At 38.4% G+C, this 17,724-nt stretch carries 17 protein-coding genes and 1 pseudogene; 13 read left to right on the top strand and 5 right to left on the bottom strand.

Annotation, left to right across the window (positions count from 1 at the left end):
* Window positions 1-17 precede the first annotated feature (17 nt).
* On the top strand, window positions 18-680 hold the full coding sequence (locus FW754_RS14370) for a nuclease-related domain-containing protein (RefSeq protein ID WP_419347904.1): 663 nt from the start codon (window positions 18-20) through the stop codon (window positions 678-680).
* A 29-nt stretch (window positions 681-709) separates the two neighbouring features.
* Here FW754_RS14370 and FW754_RS14365 read toward each other — a convergent pair whose 3' ends face one another.
* Window positions 710-1,477, bottom strand: coding sequence for a hydroxymethylpyrimidine/phosphomethylpyrimidine kinase (locus tag FW754_RS14365; RefSeq protein WP_446325027.1), 768 nt, complete (start codon window positions 1,475-1,477; stop codon window positions 710-712).
* Between the two features lie 79 nt (window positions 1,478-1,556).
* Between FW754_RS14365 and FW754_RS14360 the strand changes: the two genes are divergently transcribed.
* A complete protein-coding gene (locus FW754_RS14360) occupies window positions 1,557-2,201 on the top strand; it encodes an HAD-IA family hydrolase (protein WP_446325026.1) in 645 nt (214 codons plus the stop codon).
* 383 nt (window positions 2,202-2,584) lie between these two features.
* Here FW754_RS14360 and FW754_RS14355 read toward each other — a convergent pair whose 3' ends face one another.
* Window positions 2,585-3,328, bottom strand: coding sequence for a sporulation protein (locus tag FW754_RS14355; RefSeq protein ID WP_446325025.1), 744 nt, complete (start codon window positions 3,326-3,328; stop codon window positions 2,585-2,587).
* 202 nt (window positions 3,329-3,530) lie between these two features.
* The gene (locus tag FW754_RS14350) at window positions 3,531-3,995 is read right to left on the bottom strand and encodes an Lrp/AsnC ligand binding domain-containing protein (protein WP_409512241.1); all 465 of its coding nucleotides are present in this window, start codon (window positions 3,993-3,995) and stop codon (window positions 3,531-3,533) included.
* A gap of 138 nt (window positions 3,996-4,133) precedes the next feature.
* Between FW754_RS14350 and FW754_RS14345 the strand changes: the two genes are divergently transcribed.
* From FW754_RS14345 to FW754_RS14320, 6 genes are all read left to right on the top strand, one after another.
* The gene (locus FW754_RS14345) at window positions 4,134-5,393 is read left to right on the top strand and encodes a D-amino acid dehydrogenase (RefSeq protein ID WP_446325024.1); all 1,260 of its coding nucleotides are present in this window, start codon (window positions 4,134-4,136) and stop codon (window positions 5,391-5,393) included.
* A gap of 171 nt (window positions 5,394-5,564) precedes the next feature.
* Window positions 5,565-6,671 carry an alanine racemase gene (gene alr / locus FW754_RS14340; protein WP_446325023.1) on the top strand — a complete coding sequence of 369 codons (1,107 nt, stop codon included), beginning with the start codon at window positions 5,565-5,567 and terminating at the stop codon, window positions 6,669-6,671.
* A gap of 88 nt (window positions 6,672-6,759) precedes the next feature.
* Window positions 6,760-7,128 carry a RidA family protein gene (locus tag FW754_RS14335; RefSeq protein WP_446325022.1) on the top strand — a complete coding sequence of 123 codons (369 nt, stop codon included), beginning with the start codon at window positions 6,760-6,762 and terminating at the stop codon, window positions 7,126-7,128.
* A gap of 140 nt (window positions 7,129-7,268) precedes the next feature.
* On the top strand, window positions 7,269-8,693 hold the full coding sequence (locus tag FW754_RS14330; RefSeq protein ID WP_409512237.1) for an amino acid permease: 1,425 nt from the start codon (window positions 7,269-7,271) through the stop codon (window positions 8,691-8,693).
* A 146-nt stretch (window positions 8,694-8,839) separates the two neighbouring features.
* Entirely contained in the window at window positions 8,840-9,946 is a 1,107-nt protein-coding gene (locus tag FW754_RS14325) for an acyltransferase family protein (protein WP_446325021.1), read from the top strand.
* A 66-nt stretch (window positions 9,947-10,012) separates the two neighbouring features.
* Window positions 10,013-10,471: an HAD domain-containing protein gene (locus FW754_RS14320; RefSeq protein ID WP_409512235.1), complete on the top strand. Its 459-nt coding sequence runs from the start codon at window positions 10,013-10,015 to the stop codon at window positions 10,469-10,471.
* A gap of 67 nt (window positions 10,472-10,538) precedes the next feature.
* Here the strand turns inward: FW754_RS14320 and hemJ are convergent, their stop codons facing one another.
* Together hemJ and FW754_RS14310 are read right to left on the bottom strand one after the other, a co-directional pair.
* Complete coding sequence (gene hemJ, locus FW754_RS14315) at window positions 10,539-10,991, bottom strand: protoporphyrinogen oxidase HemJ (RefSeq protein ID WP_446325020.1); 453 nt, start codon at window positions 10,989-10,991, stop codon at window positions 10,539-10,541.
* Between the two features lie 79 nt (window positions 10,992-11,070).
* Window positions 11,071-12,300: a beta-ketoacyl synthase N-terminal-like domain-containing protein gene (locus FW754_RS14310; RefSeq protein ID WP_409512233.1), complete on the bottom strand. Its 1,230-nt coding sequence runs from the start codon at window positions 12,298-12,300 to the stop codon at window positions 11,071-11,073.
* Between the two features lie 286 nt (window positions 12,301-12,586).
* Between FW754_RS14310 and FW754_RS14305 the strand changes: the two genes are divergently transcribed.
* The 5 genes and pseudogenes from FW754_RS14305 to FW754_RS14285 form a co-directional block, all read left to right on the top strand.
* Complete coding sequence (locus tag FW754_RS14305) at window positions 12,587-14,074, top strand: EcsC family protein (RefSeq protein WP_446325019.1); 1,488 nt, start codon at window positions 12,587-12,589, stop codon at window positions 14,072-14,074.
* A 147-nt stretch (window positions 14,075-14,221) separates the two neighbouring features.
* Window positions 14,222-14,596, top strand: a complete 375-nt coding sequence (gene rpsL / locus FW754_RS14300) for a 30S ribosomal protein S12 (protein WP_002050319.1) — start codon at window positions 14,222-14,224, stop codon at window positions 14,594-14,596.
* Window positions 14,597-14,775: 179 nt separating this feature from the next.
* Entirely contained in the window at window positions 14,776-15,246 is a 471-nt protein-coding gene (gene rpsG, locus FW754_RS14295) for a 30S ribosomal protein S7 (RefSeq protein WP_409512231.1), read from the top strand.
* A gap of 186 nt (window positions 15,247-15,432) precedes the next feature.
* Window positions 15,433-17,568, top strand: a complete 2,136-nt coding sequence (gene fusA / locus FW754_RS14290; RefSeq protein WP_409512281.1) for an elongation factor G — start codon at window positions 15,433-15,435, stop codon at window positions 17,566-17,568.
* 93 nt (window positions 17,569-17,661) lie between these two features.
* Window positions 17,662-17,724, top strand: a pseudogene (locus tag FW754_RS14285) (GTP-binding protein); the annotation flags it as partial.

The raw sequence follows: 17,724 nt of genomic DNA, 5'->3' as shown, positions 1-17,724 counted from the left end.
TTTAAGGGGAATTCAAGATAAATACTTCACAAATTTTAGCGCCACTATTGTTGCAACTTTGGTGGTTTATTCCTTTATTTTTAGTTATTGGAGCAATCAAAGCATTTAAACCATTTTTAAAAGGTAAATTTGGTGAGTTTGCTGTGAGTACGCATGTAAAACTCTATTTAGACAAAGAAAAATATATCTTACTCAATGATTGTACTTTACCTGATGAGGAAAATTTGACGACTCAAATTGATCATATTTTATTAAGTCCATACGGAATATTTGTGATCGAAACCAAAAATTATAAAGGTTGGATTTTTGGTAGTGAACGCCAAAAAACATGGACACAAAAAATTTATAAAAAAAGTTATAAATTTCAAAATCCACTGCATCAAAATTATAAACATGAAAAAGTATTGGCTAAGGTTTTAGCAGATATTATCGATCCTATATTGATTCATTCGGTCGTTGTCTTTATGCCTGATTGTGAGTTTAAAACTGAAATGCCAAAAAATGTATTTCAAGGTGCAGTATGGACAGACTATGTGAAAGCTTTTAAAGATGAAACGATTTCCTCAACGAAGCTGAAACAGATTCAATTACACATTGAAAAAGAAATTCTAGAAAAATCATGGAAAACCAACCGTCAGCATGTACAGAATTTGAAAAATAAATCTGTAAATCCATCATAAAAAATGCCCTAAATGATTAGGGCATTGGTTTAAAATCGTTTTGGAATTTTCTGACCACCCTCAATCGGGCTATCCGCATTTTTTAACACACCAAATAACCATGTTTCAGCGTGATTGACTGCGACATTTAAAGCATCACCCATCGCTAAGCGTCCTGCAATAAAGCTTGCTAAAGAACAACCTGAACCATGATATTCACCATCAAGGCGTGGACATTTTGTTTCAGAAATCAATTCACCATTGATATACAAAGCATTACGAATATATTCAGGTGTATCTTCATGTCCACCTTTGACCAAAACGGCTTTTGCACCCATTGTAAAGAGTTTAGCGGTAGCTTTTTCTAAATCATTTTCACCTGTTAAAGCACGAAGCTCAACGGTATTTGGCGTGATCACGGTTGCGTGTGGAATTAGCTCGACAAAGGCTTTGACCAAAGTTTCTTGATTGCCCAATGAACCGCCACTATTGGCGACTAAAACAGGATCAAGTACATATAAGTAATCGGGATGTTCACGTAAAAACTCAGCAAGTGTAGCAATATTATCTGTTGTGCCAAGCATGCCTGATTTAATCGCTTTAATTGGTAAATCATTGACCACGGCATTGGCTTGCGCAAGCAATAATTCTTTAGACGTTGCTTCAAAACCAAAGACTTGTTGTGAGTTTTGTATGGTTAATGCTGTACAAGCAATAGCAGCATGTGCACCACTTTGACCAATCGCTTCAATATCTGCTTGTAAACCCGCACCACCTGAAGGATCAAGACCCGAAAAACACAGTACAGTTGGACGCACCTGATTATCCTTAAATCACAAATTTACGCTAGTATAGGCAACTTTTCGGGAACTCTCGATAGCTAAATAGAGGTAGATTGTGATTAAAAATATTTTGATTGATTTAGATGGCACATTAACCGATCCTAAAGTAGGTATTACCACATCTGCACGTTATGGCTTAGCAAAAGTTGGACACCCAATTGCAGATAGTGAAAATATTGACTGGATTATTGGACCACCACTCAAAGCATCACTTGCCAAGATTTTAAAGGTTGATGTTCATGCGGATTTAGCCGAACAAGCATTACTTGGTTATCGTGAGCGTTTTTCGGTGACAGGCTTATTTGAAAATCATCTATTTGCTGATGTTACTTCGACATTACAAGAGCTGAGAAAACAAGGTTATAAACTGTTTTTAGCGACGGCTAAACCTGAAGTTTATGCACGTCAAATTTTACAACATTTCGAATTGTTGCAATATTTTGATTATCCTTACGGCAGTGAGTTGACAGGTGAGCGTACCAATAAAGGCGATTTGATCGGTTATATTCTAGAACAAGAAAAATTAGAACCTACTGAATGTTTAATGGTGGGTGACCGTGAGCATGATATTTTTGGTGCGCGCCGTTTTGGTATTGAAACTATTGCAGTAGAATATGGTTATGGCTCAAAACAAGAGTTGGATGAAGCACAACCTAAAGCTCGGATTCAAACTTTTGCTGAATTACTCAATGTAATTTGAGTGGAGTAGTTATTACTTACTGATGTCACTCATAATATAAGTACTATTTCTTATAAACTTATTTGGCAGAGTCGTGCATCAAAAGTTTAACCGTAGGGATTAGTCCTCGGCTACAGGTACTTTTGTTTTGGCAAAAGTACCTAAAACCATTGCTATCTGCAGAAATCATTCACTTCCGTCAACTAATTCCAATCATCGCAGAAACATTTTTATCTAAAGTAGTCCTGCCTCGGACAAATGCGGATGCGCCTACCACGTATCCATATTCTTCAAGTGGTAAAATATGATTTTAATATTACGATCTAACATTAGTTAGCTATTTACTATTACGATCATTTTAATCTCGTACAACCCATCTTTGAGAAAGAGGGGTTGTTTTTGAATTAAATACCCAATAGATTCTTAATATCATGCGTAATATTGGCAAGATTTGCTTGGTTATGAGGAATGGTCATACTTTTAAAACCATCACCACGAAATTTACGATCCACTTCTAAAAGCACATGTGTTTGATGTTGTTCAGCGACAAATGAAACTTCAATTTCATTAATACCACTAAAAATTCCTTGTGGTTTAAATTCTAATTCTTGATAGCAACCAATTGTGGATTGAAAATTATTGCCACGTAACTGACCTTTTTCCGTGTCTACGGTTGCAAGTTGATAGCCACATTGTTGCATCGCTTGAATGAAAGCCTGTTGTGTGGGTGTTGGTGAAATTTGTAAAAAATCTTTATCAGTCGCATCGAATCCCCAGTCGACATCTAAATGCGTATGTAGCCAAACACGGCTTTTATTCTGACGACATTGTATTTCTGTAATCGGCGTTTCAAAAGGGAGCTGAATTGAAAATGGAAAATTATGTGATTGATTAGTTTGAAGCTCAAATGCACCACTAATATGCCACTGGGCAATATTAAGTGCAGTATTATGCTCAGAATCATTCGATTCAACTTCGGCAGTCGTCATCAACTGTAAATAGATACCATTGATGTTTTTATTCGATGAACCACCTCTAAATAGCACCTCACCTAAAAGATTTTGTCCTGCTTGTACATGAGAGTTATGTAGGCGAGTATCGACCTGAATGCCTTGAATTCCGAGGCTAGACATAATTCTGTTGAACATGATGTGTTTCCCAATGTTGATGGCTCTCAATATATATGCAGATTCAAATGTTAAAATAGAGCTATGTCAATGTTATCATTGTGAAATAATTTATTAAAAATTAAAAAATATGACTAAAATTATCATTCGTCATTTTTAATTGTTGTTCATATTTCATGGAGTAAAACCAATTAAAGCGGTCTAAAAATTTAAATTAGAAAAACTACCTCACATCCAAATATAAAGATTCCTTGATTTCCTCCATCACAATATAACTATGAGATGAGGCAGAAGAAGGGAGTTTTTTTAATAAATCACCTAAAAGTCGACGATAAGCACTCATTTCCTTTAAACGTGCTTTGACCAAATAATCAAAATCACCTGAAATTAAATGGCACTCTTGTACCTCAGGAATTTCCATTAAGTCTTTAGCGACCTGTTCAAAGACATCCCCAGATTTTGCAGATAGGCTAATTTCTAAAAAAACCAATAAATTTCGATCTAAATGTTTAGGATTGAGCCGTGCGTGATAACCCATGATGATGCCTTCACGTTCTAAGCGTTTAACGCGTTCTGAACATGGTGTTGTCGATAAACTGACACGGGATGCCAACTCGCTAATTGCAATCCGACCTTCATTTTGTAGAATATCTAAAATCATCCGATCTATACGGTCTAACTTACGCATCAAGAAAATCCTTTTTTTCTTTAATTAGCACGATAAAAAATTAAAACACCTAAATTATAACCTTAAAAATAGTGAAATAAACTATTGAGGCAAAAATATACTAGTTAAATAAACTAGTAAATGTGTAAAGGATGAGACATGCGTGTAATTGTATTAGGTAGTGGTGTAATTGGTGTCGCAAGTGCATATTACCTCGCGCAGCAAGGAGCACAAGTTACAGTTTTAGACCGCCAAGCTGGGCCTGCAGAAGAAACAAGTTTTGGTAATGCAGGTCAAATTTCTCCTGGATACTCGACACCGTGGGCTGCGCCAGGGATTCCATTCAAGGCTGTAAAATGGATGTTCCAACATCATGCACCGCTTGCAATCAATATGGATGGTAGCATGTGGCAGTTACAGTGGATGGCACAAATGCTGAAAAACTGTAATGCACAAAGTTATGCGATCAACAAGGAACGTATGACTCGCGTTGCAGAATATAGCCGTGATTGTTTAAGAGAACTTCGTAAAGAAACAGGTATCCAATACGAAAACCGTTCAAAAGGTACTTTGCAAGTTTTCCGTAACGAAGCGCAGTTAGACATGGTGCAACGAGATATTGCGGTATTGAAAGAATGTGGCGTTCCACACGAATTATTATTGAAAGATGATTTAGCCAAAGTAGAACCTGCTTTGGAATATGCGAAAGATAAATTGGTCGGTGGTTTACATTTACCGAATGATGAAACGGGCGATTGTTACTTATTTACCAATGCTTTAGCAAATTTAGCGAAAGATTTAGGTGTTGAATTTAAGTTTAACCAAAACGTTGAAAAACTTGTGGTTGAAGGCGATGAAATTAAAGGCGTGGTGGTCAATGGTGAAGTGCTGACAGCCGATCGTTATGTATTAGCATTTGGTAGTTATTCTCGTGATTTCTTAAAACCACTTGAATTAAACTTGCCTGTTTACCCTGTAAAAGGTTACTCGCTTACGATTCCTATTGTTGATGCAAATTTTGCACCGCAATCTACGGTACTTGATGAAACTTACAAAATTGCCATTACGCGTTTTGATCAACGTATCCGTGTTGGTGGCATGGCTGAATTGAGTGGATTTAACCACGGTTTAAATAAAGATCGTCGTGGCACTTTAGAAATGGTGACACAAGACTTATTCCCAGGTGGTGATTTGGCTCAAGCCTCTTTTTGGACAGGTTTACGTCCAATGACACCAGATAGTACGCCGATTATTGGTGCGACCAAGTTTAAAAACTTATTCCTCAATACAGGTCACGGAACTTTGGGTTGGACGATGGCATGTGGTTCGGGCAAGTTAATCAGTGATTTGGTTCTTAATCATAAAACGGACATTAGCACTGAAGGTCTATCTATTCAGCGTTATCCGTATGCTGCTTAACTTTGTTAAGCATCTCTCCCTAGCCCTCACTTGAGCTGAATTTTAAACTAGTACTTTGAAATTCGCTCAAGAGAGGGAATATTGATTAGAGAATCAGTGGGATAAGGCTTTGTGAATAAGGCCTAATCTATTTAAAAGTTAGGACATTGACCAATATTCAAGGACGAAACAATGCCAAGACCTATTCAGGCGGTTATCCATTTAGATGCATTACAGCACAATTTAAATATTGCACGACAAGCGACGCCACAGAGTAAAGTCTTTGCTGTGGTGAAAGCCAATGCTTATGGGCATGGCATCGAACGTGTTTATGATGCCTTTAAAACGGCGGATGGATTTGCGCTGCTGGATATCGCTGAAGCCATTCGTGTTCGAGATTTAGGTTGGACAGGTCCAATTTTACTTCTAGAAGGCTTTTTTTCAGCCGAAGATCTGGTGGATTGTGAACAATATCGATTGAGTTTTAGTATTCACAATGAACAACAAGTAGAATGGCTTGAGCAATTTCAAGCGAAAAATAAAACTCAATTTGACGTTTTTCTCAAAATGAATACAGGGATGAACCGTTTAGGTTTCCAGCCTGAGATATATCGAAATATTTGGCAAAGATTAAAGCAATCTGAGGCCGTAAAATCGATTACCCACATGATGCATTTTTCAGATGCTGATGGTGACCGTCTAGGTCAAGAGGGTATTCAATATCAACACACAGTATTTGAACAAACCATTCAAGGTTTGGATGGCGAGTGTTCAATTTCAAACAGCGCAGCTATTCTCCGTCATTCTAAAAAGTTACATTCAGACTATGTTCGTAGCGGCATTATGCTGTATGGTAGCTCTCCCGATTTTCCGACGCATAGCATTCAAGATTGGAATCTAAAACCGACGATGAGTTTGCGTAGTGAAATTATCGCTATTCAAGAAATACAAACCAACGATACTGTTGGTTATGGTTCAAAATTTACTGCAACACGCACAATGAAAGTTGGAATTGTTGCCTGTGGTTATGCCGATGGTTATCAACGTATTTCACACAATGCACCTGTGCTCGTAAATTCGATCCGTACACAAACGATTGGTCGTGTCAGCATGGATATGTTGGCGGTTGATCTTACAGATATTGAAGATGTACAGATTGGGGCTGAAGTTGTACTTTGGGGAAAATCCTCAACAGGAGCAGTTCTGTCTATAGATGAGGTTGCTGAAAGCTCGGGTACGGTTGGATATGAGTTGATGTGCGGTATAACAACTCGTGTTCCATTTAAAATTTTGGAATAACAGTGATTTAAATATCAATTGTCATTCAAAAGATATAGATACTTTGGAAATAGTATCTTCTATAAACAACGATTTAAAGGAAATATTGATGTCAAATCAAACACATTCAGATATTCAAAATATTAACCCAACGCATGTAATGAGTGCGGCAACTGTCTTTAATAAAGTGGTGTATTTATCGGGTCAAGTGCCTAAAAATACTGATGCTGATATTACGGGACAGACTCAAGATATTCTAGCAACGATCGATCAGTTACTTGCGGAAGCGAATACGGATAAATCACGTTTATTGTCTGCGAATATTTATATTAAGAATCTTTCTGATTTTCAAACATTCAATACGGTATGGATTGATTGGATCAAAGACAGCGTGCCACCTGCACGTGCCACCATTCAAGCTGATTTAGTTAATCCAGATTGGCTGATCGAAATTGCAGTGACTGCTGCACAGCGCTAAACAGTAAAAGGTTAACGTGTAAAACCAACGAACCTTGTGTAAAGCAGAAGGTTCGTTTTGTTTGATTGAACCATAGAACGAGGATGTTCTTACGCCACAAGCGGGTTGAATCTCCCAAAGTTGTCAAAAAGGATATTTTAATGACAAATATAAGTCATCAAGAGGACGAACAATCGTCGCCACATGAGCTTCAGCGAAAACTATCCAATCGTCATTTACAGTTAATTGCGATTGGCGGTGCGATTGGTACAGGTCTATTTATGGGATCTGGAAAAACCATTTCTCTAGCAGGGCCATCAATCTTAATCATTTATATGATTATTGGTGCAATGTTCTTTTTCCTCATGCGTGCATTGGGGGAGATTTTACTTTCAAATTTACATTACAAATCCTTTATTGATATGGCACATGACCTTATTGGGCCAGGTGCTGGTTATTATATTGGGTGGTCATATTGGCTTGGTTGGATCCTTGTAGGTATCGCCGATCTTGCTGCAATTATCAATTATCTTAATTTTTGGCTACCCGAAGGAATGGCATTTACCCCAATGGGGCAAGCGCTAATAAGTGCAGGATGTGTATTGCTTGTTCTCGGGATTAATTTACTCACGGTCAAATTATTTGGTGAGATCGAGTTTTGGTTTGCCCTGATTAAAATTTTAGCCATCGTTGGTTTGATTTTAATTGGTGGCTATATGGTGATGACTCATTTTGTCGCACCAAGTGGTTCCGTTGCAAGCTTTAGCAATGTTTGGACAAATGGTGGCATGTTTCCAAAAGGAGGAATGGGCTTTTTAGCAGGTTTCCAAATTGCACTGTTTGCTTTTGTCGGCGTTGAACTGATTGGAACGATGGCTGCAGAAACTAAAGATCCTGAAAAGAACTTACCTAAAGCAGTTAATGCGATTCCAACACGAATTATTTTATTCTATGTTTTGGCATTATTTATTGTGATGTCAGTAACGCCTTGGACAGAGATTCCTGCTGATCAAAGCCCATTTGTGACGCTGTTTATGCATGCAGGTATTGGTGGTGCAGCGCTGATTATGAATTTAGTTGTACTTTCTTCAGTAATGTCTTCAATGAACAGTGGCGTGTTTTCAACAAGTCGTATGTTGTTTGGTTTGGCAAAAGAAGGTCAAGCACCTGAAAAGTTGGCAGAATTATCGAGTCGTGCCGTTCCAGCAAAAGGTTTAATTTTCTCTTGTGGATTTATCATGGCAGGTGCTGCCTTACAGTACTTCGTACCGAATACTGTGGAAGCATTTACCTTGGCAAGCTCGCTTTGTGTGATTTTATTTATTAGTATTTGGGGACTTATTATGGTGTGTTATTTACGCTATCGTAAGTTACGTCCTCAATTACATGAAAGCTCTAATTTCAAAATGCCAGGTGGTATTTGGATGTCTTATACTGTCCTGATCTTTCTTGCTTCAATGCTTGTTGTATTGAGTCTAGAAGCAGACACATTTAGAGCATTGCTCATTAGTCCTTTATGGATCATTATTTTAACAACAACCTATTATTTCGTATATAAACCACGAATGGCTAACCGGAAGAAATAAAAACTATTAAGCCTAGGCAATAGTGAGTTATTTTGCAGGAGATATGTTTTCATATCTCCTGTTTTTTTACAAAATGTTCAAAATATAGTTTTGAAATTAAAATAAAAATAGCTTTCAATATCAGGCTGGAAAAACAGAATACTAATATGCGAAATTATAAGATCGATGTTTTACGTGGTATTTCAATTCTTTTGGTACTTATTCACCATTTTAATATTCCGTACAAATTGCATGACACTTTTTTAGGTGTGCACGTTTTCGGAGAAAGCCTAAGTACGTTGATTGCCCGCAATGGCAACTATGGCGTAACGATATTTTTTGTCATTTCAGGCTTTCTCATTACCCAACATACTTTACAACGAAGTCGTTTACTTGCCGATATCAAGCTCAAAGACTTCTATATTCGCCGTATTGCTCGCATTATGCCTTGTTTAGTTTTACTGATAGCAATGGTCACTATACTAGGTGCTATGGGTTTAAAACCCTTTATCAATCAAGCACCAAATGATATTGAAGTATCTTATGGCTTAACGATTTTTGCAGCCTTCACCTTTTGGATGAATATCCTGATCATTGAAAATGGCTGGGTGAATTACGCACTTGGCGTATTGTGGTCGTTATCGGTTGAAGAGATTTTTTATCTTGCTTTTCCAGTTTTGTGTGTATTACTTGGACGAGGCAAAGGCTTCATTCTATTCTTATTTGTCATTATTTGTTATGCACCATATTTCAGATCTTTACATTTTAGTGAAGAAAGTGGGGCGTATTTATATCATTATTTTTCAAGTTTTGATGGAATTGCAATTGGTTGTTTAACGGCTTTAATTGTGCAGAATTTTAAAATTAATTCATCAGCTATAAAAGTCATCGTTCCAGTCGTTTCAGTGTTAATGATTGGACTGTATTTATATGCACCTATCAAAGAAGTCAGCACATGGGGAATCAGTGCGTTTGCATTATTTTCTGCAATTTTAATTTTTTGTTTTGCGCAAAATCCACAAGTGCATGGACAATCATTCATTACAAAAATCATGGTGTGGATTGGTCAGCGCAGTTATGAAATGTATTTATTTCATCTGATTATTTTGGGTTTGATGAAAGTTTTTTACTTTCCAAAAGAAACGTTGCCTATTGAAAAATTGATACTTTTACCAATTTATTTTATTGCGGTGTTTGTCTTGAGTTGGGCGATTGAAAAGTATTATTCAACACCGTTAAATCGAGTGATTAGGAAGAAATTTATTAGGTATTGAAAGTAATGAATTGAGTCATGTTATAGTTAGTAGTAATTGTAAATCAACAAGGTGTCAATTTTCCTAATGATTTTACTCCTTGATATTGATGGAGTTTTGGAGACGTCTCCCTCTTGGAAACAACCAGAATTCTTAGAAGACAAATTCTATAAATTTAATGAGAACTCTCGTAAAAACTTTATTGAAGTTATTAACAAAATTAATCCTGAAATCATTTTGACAACTACTCACAGAATTAATTACAACTTAACGGAATGGAATAAAATATTTGAATTGAGGGGGATAAATGTTAGTAAGATATCTAAAATAAATAACGCAAAAAAAGCAACCGACATTAAGAAGAGAAATGTTGAAATTGAAGAATGGTTTTTAAATAATAGAACTGCTGAATTTTTAATTCTTGACGATGATAAAATTTTAAACGAACTAACCGATAACTTAAAAAATCGTTGGATACAAATAGACCCTATGCTTGGAATCACCGAATCAATAAGAGACCAAATATTGGAAAGAATAAACAATTGAAACTAAAGTTTTATTTTGTACATTAATAAATAAAAAACCTCCTAAATGGAGGTTTTTTATTTATAGATCAAAACGTCGGTTTAACCACCACCAAAATCACTACTGCAAATAAAATCAGTGTTGGCATTTCATTGAAAAAGCGCCAAAATTTATGTGACTTGTAGTGTGCATTGCCAATCAACTTTTGACGGTAGTAACCACATACAAAATGATAAATCACCAATAGCCCAACTAGACCTACTTTGAGATAAAACCAAGTTGCTTCATGATAATGCCGTGTTGGATCACCCCAATCGACAAGGAAGTGCGCTGTAATGAGTGTTGCGATCATTGCAGGCATCATAATGCCACGATACAGCTTACGTTCCATGACTTCAAAGCGTTGATGACTAATAGTATCATCACTCATAGCATGGTAGACATAAAGACGAGGAAGATAGAATAGGGCAGCAAACCAACAAACAACTGCAATAATATGAAGTGCTTTTACCCAAAGGAAAGCATCTGAAGGAGCATCCATCTATTTACCCTTAAAAGGGCAGTGTGTGGAAAGTTGATCATTCACCATCAATGTTGATGAATGATCAAAATTTCTGAACTTAGCCTGCCCATTTTTTGAAAATAAGGCATGCGTTTACACCGCCAAAACCGAAACTGTTACTCATTACAGTATTCAATTTTGCGTCACGTTTTTCAAGTACGATGTCATAACCTTTTGCACCTTCATCAAGTTCAGTTACGTTGATGTTTGGCGCAATGAAGTCATTTTGCATCATTAAAATAGAATAAATCGCTTCTTGAACACCTGCAGCACCTAGGCTGTGACCTGTCATAGACTTAGTTGAGCTAAATGCAGGCACTTGACCTTCACCAAATGCACGTTCCATTGCTTTAAGCTCAGTGATGTCACCTGCAGGCGTTGATGTACCATGCGTATTTACATAGTCAATTTGATCAACACCATGCTGTTTTGCTTCTTCTAAAGCCATAAGGATACAACGTGTTGCGCCTTCACCTGATGGTGCAACCATGTCAGCACCATCTGAGTTAGCAGCATAGCCTACCACTTCAGCTAAAATATTTGCACCACGTGCTTGTGCATGCTCAAGTGATTCAAGAACAACAAAACCACCACCGCCAGCAATCACGAAACCATCACGGTCAGCAGAGTAAGGACGTGAAGCTGTTTCAGGTGTTTCGTTATATTTAGAACATAACGCACCCATAGCATCAAACAATAAGCTTTGTGACCAATGATCTTCTTCACCACCACCAGCAAGCATTAAATCTTGCTTGCCGAGTTGAATCAGATTGTATGCATAACCAATGGCATCGGCAGACGTTGCACAAGCACTGGTAATTGAATGTGCGACACCTTGTAATTTGAATGCGACACCGACATTTGCTGTAATAGTATTGGACATATTACGTGGGACGAAGAATGGACCAACTTTACGTGCGCCTTTGGTATTGAGTAACTCATTCATCTCAATAACAGATGCTGTTGAACCACCACCTGAACCACCTGCAATACCGTAACGAGGATTGCCACCAATTTGCTCAGCAGTTAAGCCAGCATGTTCAACGGCTGCCAAAGCAGAGTTGTAAGCATACATGGCACATACGCCCATAAAGCGTTTGAGTTTACGGTCAATGCCATCAAAATTTTGTTCAGCGGCTGCGCTTACATGACTTTTAAAATTAAGTTCTTCGTAAGTTGAATTATGACGTGTTCCTGAAATACCGTTTTCTAAAGAATTTTGAACAGCTTCTAATGTATTACCGATACATGAGTTGATACCCATACCCGTGATCACAACACGTTTCATCTACAGTTCCCTTTATGGTGATGGTGCAGTATCTGACTGACATAGATCCGTTATATAGAAAATATATTGCTTGACTATTGATCGGCAGATACTAATTTGAAATTATGCTCATCATAACAGAAAGAATTTTGAATTCTTATGGCAAATCCGTGCCTCTGCTTGAAAAGCAACAATGGCGAATTTGTTCACCTATATGACACTAAAAATTACAGTTTAAAGTTGTGTTAAATCAAGACTACACCTAGTATCAAGGACAATTATAGAGAACAAGGATAATGGGGGATAAATGACAAATTCTGATCACAAACAATCACGCAGTTTAATCTCTAATGTATTTGGAGTGGCTAAAAAGCTCAGTGCGACAGGCTTAAGTGTTATGAATCATGTCGCACCTGGAACTGTTTCTAAGCTGACACAGGCACCTGAGGCATCACAAGTGATACAAGGTTCAGCCCGAACAAAGGGTGTGTTTGAAAAAAAACAATATGACAATCCGCAACAAATGATGCGTGAACATTTACCGAAAGTTTCAAGCCAACTGCTTGGAAGACACTACAAAAAAATGAATCAGGTAGTTTCATTTATTTCACCCGATTTAAACGACAAACTTTCCGATTATGTTTTTGATAAACTCAATGATGCTGTTTCACAGCTCACCTCAGTGGAAGGTTTACTCAAAGAAGTTGGGGCAAAAAGTTTAGAGGAATTGGCGAAAGACCCTGAACGTGCAGCACGGATTAGTCAGGCATTGGCAAATCAAAATAAAATCATTGCAGCATTACAAGGTGCAGTAACAGGCTCAACAGGTGTTATTGGTGCAGCATTAGATGTACCGACATCACTTGCACTTGCGCTCCGTAGTATTTATCACACAGGTCGTGCTTACGGTTTTGAGTTGAAAGTTGAAGATCAAAACATTGTTGAATATATTTTTAAACAACTCGATTTAGGCACAGTTGCAGAAAAACAGGCTTTACTTGCTACTTTGAGAACACTGAGCCAAGTCGCTCAAACACATAATATGAGTCAGCTGCAACAATTACTTGGTTCGAGTAATGACACTGAAATGCTGAAAAAAATGCTTACCAACGATGATGGTAGCTTTAAATGGGCATGGATGAATAATATCCCTCAAATGGGTTTTATTTCTCGCCTGACACCATTAGCGAGCATTGGCATCAGTGCTATATATAGTTGGAAATTGGTTGATGATGCAACAGACCATGCCAAAGTTGTTTTTCATGGCGCCCGCCAATATATATTGCAACATCCTGAAAATGATTTAGATGCATTGACGGCGTATGAGAGGTTTTTAGCTCAAGCACCTGTTTTGTTACTTGATGCATCCAATACATTAGCCGAAGATGCAGTGGATGCTGCCCCTGAAAATGATGCTATACAGCCGATTTCAGATGTTCAAGTTGCACCAAAAACTAAGGGGGAAGCTGTCCCATTAGTTGATGTATTGAATGAGAATGAAGCAACGCTAAAAAAAGTGACTGAAAAAGTACAGCAAGATGAGGAGCTCATTGTTGAGCCTGATGTGAAAGTACCTTTAGAAAACTCAACAATAGATACAATAGCGCAAAACAATACTGAGCCATCTCTTGATTCAGCTGACATGAAGTCTAAACCTCTGGCAACAGAACAAGTACAGATTGAAGGCGAAAATACAAAAAAGCCAACTGAGAAGAAGCGTACAATACGTAAAACAGCAGTTAAAAATGAAGAGTCACTCAGCTCAAAAGAAGATACTTCTCAGCCGAACGATTAAAAATGACTGAAAAAAGTCATGAAATATGTAAATGGTTGGTATTTGGCGTATTGCCGAATATTGACCATTTTCACTTCATGGAATACAATTGCGTGCCCTTAAAAAGTAGTATTTTTTTGGGTTTTTATTTAACGGGAGATTTGCCAAATGGCAACAACAAATCAGTTGATCCGTAAGGGTCGCACAACTTTGGTTGAAAAATCAAAAGTTCCTGCGTTGAAGGCTTGTCCACAACGTCGTGGTGTTTGTACACGTGTTTACACAACTACACCTAAAAAACCTAACTCAGCAATGCGTAAAGTTTGCCGTGTTCGCTTAACTTCAGGTTTTGAAGTTTCTAGCTATATCGGTGGTGAAGGCCATAACCTACAAGAGCACAGTGTTGTTCTTATCCGTGGTGGTCGTGTTAAAGACTTACCAGGTGTACGTTACCATACCGTTCGTGGTTCTTTAGACTGTGCTGGCGTGAAAGATCGTAACCAGTCACGTTCTAAATACGGTACTAAACGTCCTAAGAAATAATTCTTTTAAGAATTATTTTTAAGATGTAGAACCGCAATCCTTTATCGTCTCGCTTGTCTGATTTCTGCATTTAATTTTGTGAAATTCAAGCGACGTGTAGTAAGGCCAGCGAAAGGTGCATGACACTTTGCACTAATGCTGGATAAACCTGAAGTGTCATATTTATTAGGTAGTTTAAAATGCCAAGACGTCGCGTAGTTGCTGCTCGTGAAATCCTTCCGGATCCGAAGTTCAGTAGCCAAACAATCGCTAAATTCATGAACCACGTAATGCAAGATGGTAAAAAATCTATTGCTGAAAGTATCGTTTACGGTGCTTTAGACCGCGTTCAAGAAAAATCTAAAGTTGACCCAGTTGAATTTTTCGAGACTACTCTTGAAAAAGTTCGTCCTATGGTCGAAGTAAAAGCACGCCGTGTTGGTGGTGCTACATACCAAGTACCTATGGAAGTACGCCCATCCCGTCGTACTGCCTTGGCTATGCGTTGGTTAGTAGATGCTGCTGCTAAGCGTTCTGAAAAAACTATGGCGTTACGTCTTGCTGGTGAGTTGCTTGATGCAGCTGAAGGTAAAGGCTCAGCGATCAAAAAACGTGAAGATGTGCACCGTATGGCTGAAGCTAACAAAGCCTTCTCTCACTACCGCTTCTAAGCGGTTAAAACAGTCCTTAATCAGGAGAATACTCATGCGCATTGCAGCTCGATTTAACATCGCACTCTTCCAAAGCGGGGGATGGGCGGGTATTTAAGTTGCCCATTACGTCTGAGTATCCGTACGCATCAATACTCTATTGATGCGTACTGTTTTAAACAACAAAATTTAGGAATGCAAGAAATCATGGCACGTCAAACCCCAATTTCTCGTTATCGTAACATTGGTATTTCTGCGCACATTGATGCCGGTAAAACTACAACAACTGAACGTATCTTGTTCTACACAGGTGTATCTCACAAAATTGGTGAAGTACATGATGGTGCAGCAACAATGGACTGGATGGAGCAAGAGCAAGAACGTGGTATTACAATCACTTCAGCTGCTACGACTACATTCTGGTCAGGTATGTCTAAGCAATTTCCTGAACACCGTATCAACGTAATTGATACACCGGGACACGTAGACTTCACAATTGAAGTTGAACGTTCTATGCGTGTTCTTGATGGTGCATGTATGGTTTACTGTGCTGTAGGTGGTGTTCAACCTCAGTCTGAAACTGTATGGCGTCAAGCAAACAAATACCAAGTACCGCGTTTAGCATTCGTGAACAAGATGGACCGTACAGGTGCAAACTTCTTCCGTGTTGTTGAACAAATGCGTACTCGTTTGGGTGCTTCTCCTGTACCAATCGTAATTCCTGTTGGCGCTGAAGATAACTTCCAAGGCGTGATCGACTTAATCGAAATGAAAGCGATCATTTGGGATGAAAAATCTCAAGGTATGGAATTCGAATACGGTGAAATTCCAGCTGATCTTCAAGCAAGTGCTGAAGAATGGCGTACAAACATGGTTGAAGCAGCAGCTGAAGCATCTGAAGAATTGATGGATAAATACCTTGAAGAAGGTGAGTTGTCTAAAGAAGAAATCGTTGCTGGTATTCGTACCCAAACTCTTGCTGGTTTAATTCAACCAATGCTTTGTGGTACAGCGTTCAAAAACAAAGGTGTTCAACGTATGTTGGATGCTGTAATTGAATTCTTACCATCACCTACAGAAGTTAAAGCGATTGAAGGTGTACTTGACGATAAAGCTGAAACTAAAGCGACTCGTGAAGCATCTGATGAGCAACCGTTCTCTGCACTTGCGTTCAAAATCATGAATGACAAATTCGTAGGTAACTTGACTTTCGTACGTGTTTATTCTGGTGTTCTTAAGCAAGGTGACTCGGTTTTCAACCCAGTTAAATCTAAACGTGAACGTATTGGCCGTATCGTGCAAATGCACGCAAACGATCGTCAAGACGTTGAAGAAATCCGCGCTGGTGATATCGCTGCATGTGTAGGTCTTAAAGACGTTACTACTGGTGATACGCTTTGTGATGAAAAACACGTTATTACACTTGAACGTATGGAATTCCCAGAGCCAGTAATTGCATTGGCTGTGGAACCAAAAACTAAAGCTGACCAAGAAAAAATGTCAATTGCTTTAGGTCGTTTGGCTAAAGAAGATCCATCATTCCGTGTACGTACTGACGAAGAGTCAGGTCAAACAATTATTGCTGGTATGGGTGAACTTCACCTTGACATCATTGTTGACCGTATGAAGCGTGAATTCGGTGTTGAAGCAAACATTGGTAAACCAATGGTTTCTTACCGTGAAACGATTAAAAAGACTGTTGAACAAGAAGGTAAATTTGTTCGTCAGACTGGTGGTAAAGGTAAATTCGGTCACGTATACGTACGTCTTGAGCCGATGGAAGCTGATGCTGAAAAAGACTATCAATTCGTTGAAGAAGTTGTTGGCGGCGTAGTACCTAAAGAATTCTTTGGTGCGGTTGACAAAGGTATTCAAGAACGTATGAAGAATGGTGTACTTGCTGGTTACCCTGTTGTGGGTATCAAAGCGACATTGTTTGATGGTTCTTACCATGATGTCGATTCGGACGAATTATCGTTCAAAATGGCGGGTTCTTATGCCTTCCGTGATGGTTTCATGAAAGCGGATCCTATCCTTCTTGAACCAATCATGAAAGTTGAAGTAGAAACTCCAGAAGACTACATGGGCGATATCATGGGTGACTTAAACCGTCGTCGTGGTATGGTTCAAGGTATGGAAGATCTTCCTGGTGGTACTAAAGCGATTAAAGCTGAAGTTCCATTGGCTGAGATGTTCGGTTACGCAACTTCTATGCGTTCTATGTCTCAAGGTCGTGCGACATATTCTATGGAATTCTCTAAATATGCTGAAACTCCACGTAACGTGGCTGAAGGCATCATTTCTAAATTCCAGTCAGGCGGTAAAAAAGGTGACGACGAGTAATCTTTCGATTACTATAAGTCCAAACTAATACATAGTTAAAACTCAAGTACTCATGCAGTGACCCTGTATGAGTAGTTAAAAAAGGAAGCTCTCATGGCTAAGGCTAAGTTTGAACGTAATAAGCCACACGTAAACGTGGGTACAATTGGTCACGTC

This window comes from Acinetobacter sp. 1207_04 (assembly GCF_052850415.1).
This window is presented reverse-complemented; position numbering and strand designations above follow the sequence as displayed.

What these genes read in the sequence shown, in the direction of transcription:
- FW754_RS14355 (WP_446325025.1), bottom strand. Translation starts at nt 3,328, where the DNA reads ATGTTCAACAGAATTATGTCTAGCCTCGGAATTCAAGGCATTCAGGTC.
- FW754_RS14350 (WP_409512241.1), bottom strand. Translation starts at nt 3,995, where the DNA reads ATGCGTAAGTTAGACCGTATAGATCGGATGATTTTAGATATTCTACAA.
- FW754_RS14345 (WP_446325024.1), top strand. Translation starts at nt 4,134, where the DNA reads ATGCGTGTAATTGTATTAGGTAGTGGTGTAATTGGTGTCGCAAGTGCA.
- alr (WP_446325023.1), top strand. Translation starts at nt 5,565, where the DNA reads ATGCCAAGACCTATTCAGGCGGTTATCCATTTAGATGCATTACAGCAC.
- FW754_RS14335 (WP_446325022.1), top strand. Translation starts at nt 6,760, where the DNA reads ATGTCAAATCAAACACATTCAGATATTCAAAATATTAACCCAACGCAT.
- FW754_RS14330 (WP_409512237.1), top strand. Translation starts at nt 7,269, where the DNA reads ATGACAAATATAAGTCATCAAGAGGACGAACAATCGTCGCCACATGAG.
- FW754_RS14325 (WP_446325021.1), top strand. Translation starts at nt 8,840, where the DNA reads ATGCGAAATTATAAGATCGATGTTTTACGTGGTATTTCAATTCTTTTG.
- FW754_RS14320 (WP_409512235.1), top strand. Translation starts at nt 10,013, where the DNA reads ATGATTTTACTCCTTGATATTGATGGAGTTTTGGAGACGTCTCCCTCT.
- hemJ (WP_446325020.1), bottom strand. Translation starts at nt 10,991, where the DNA reads ATGGATGCTCCTTCAGATGCTTTCCTTTGGGTAAAAGCACTTCATATT.
- FW754_RS14310 (WP_409512233.1), bottom strand. Translation starts at nt 12,300, where the DNA reads ATGAAACGTGTTGTGATCACGGGTATGGGTATCAACTCATGTATCGGT.
- FW754_RS14305 (WP_446325019.1), top strand. Translation starts at nt 12,587, where the DNA reads ATGACAAATTCTGATCACAAACAATCACGCAGTTTAATCTCTAATGTA.
- rpsL (WP_002050319.1), top strand. Translation starts at nt 14,222, where the DNA reads ATGGCAACAACAAATCAGTTGATCCGTAAGGGTCGCACAACTTTGGTT.
- rpsG (WP_409512231.1), top strand. Translation starts at nt 14,776, where the DNA reads ATGCCAAGACGTCGCGTAGTTGCTGCTCGTGAAATCCTTCCGGATCCG.
- fusA (WP_409512281.1), top strand. Translation starts at nt 15,433, where the DNA reads ATGGCACGTCAAACCCCAATTTCTCGTTATCGTAACATTGGTATTTCT.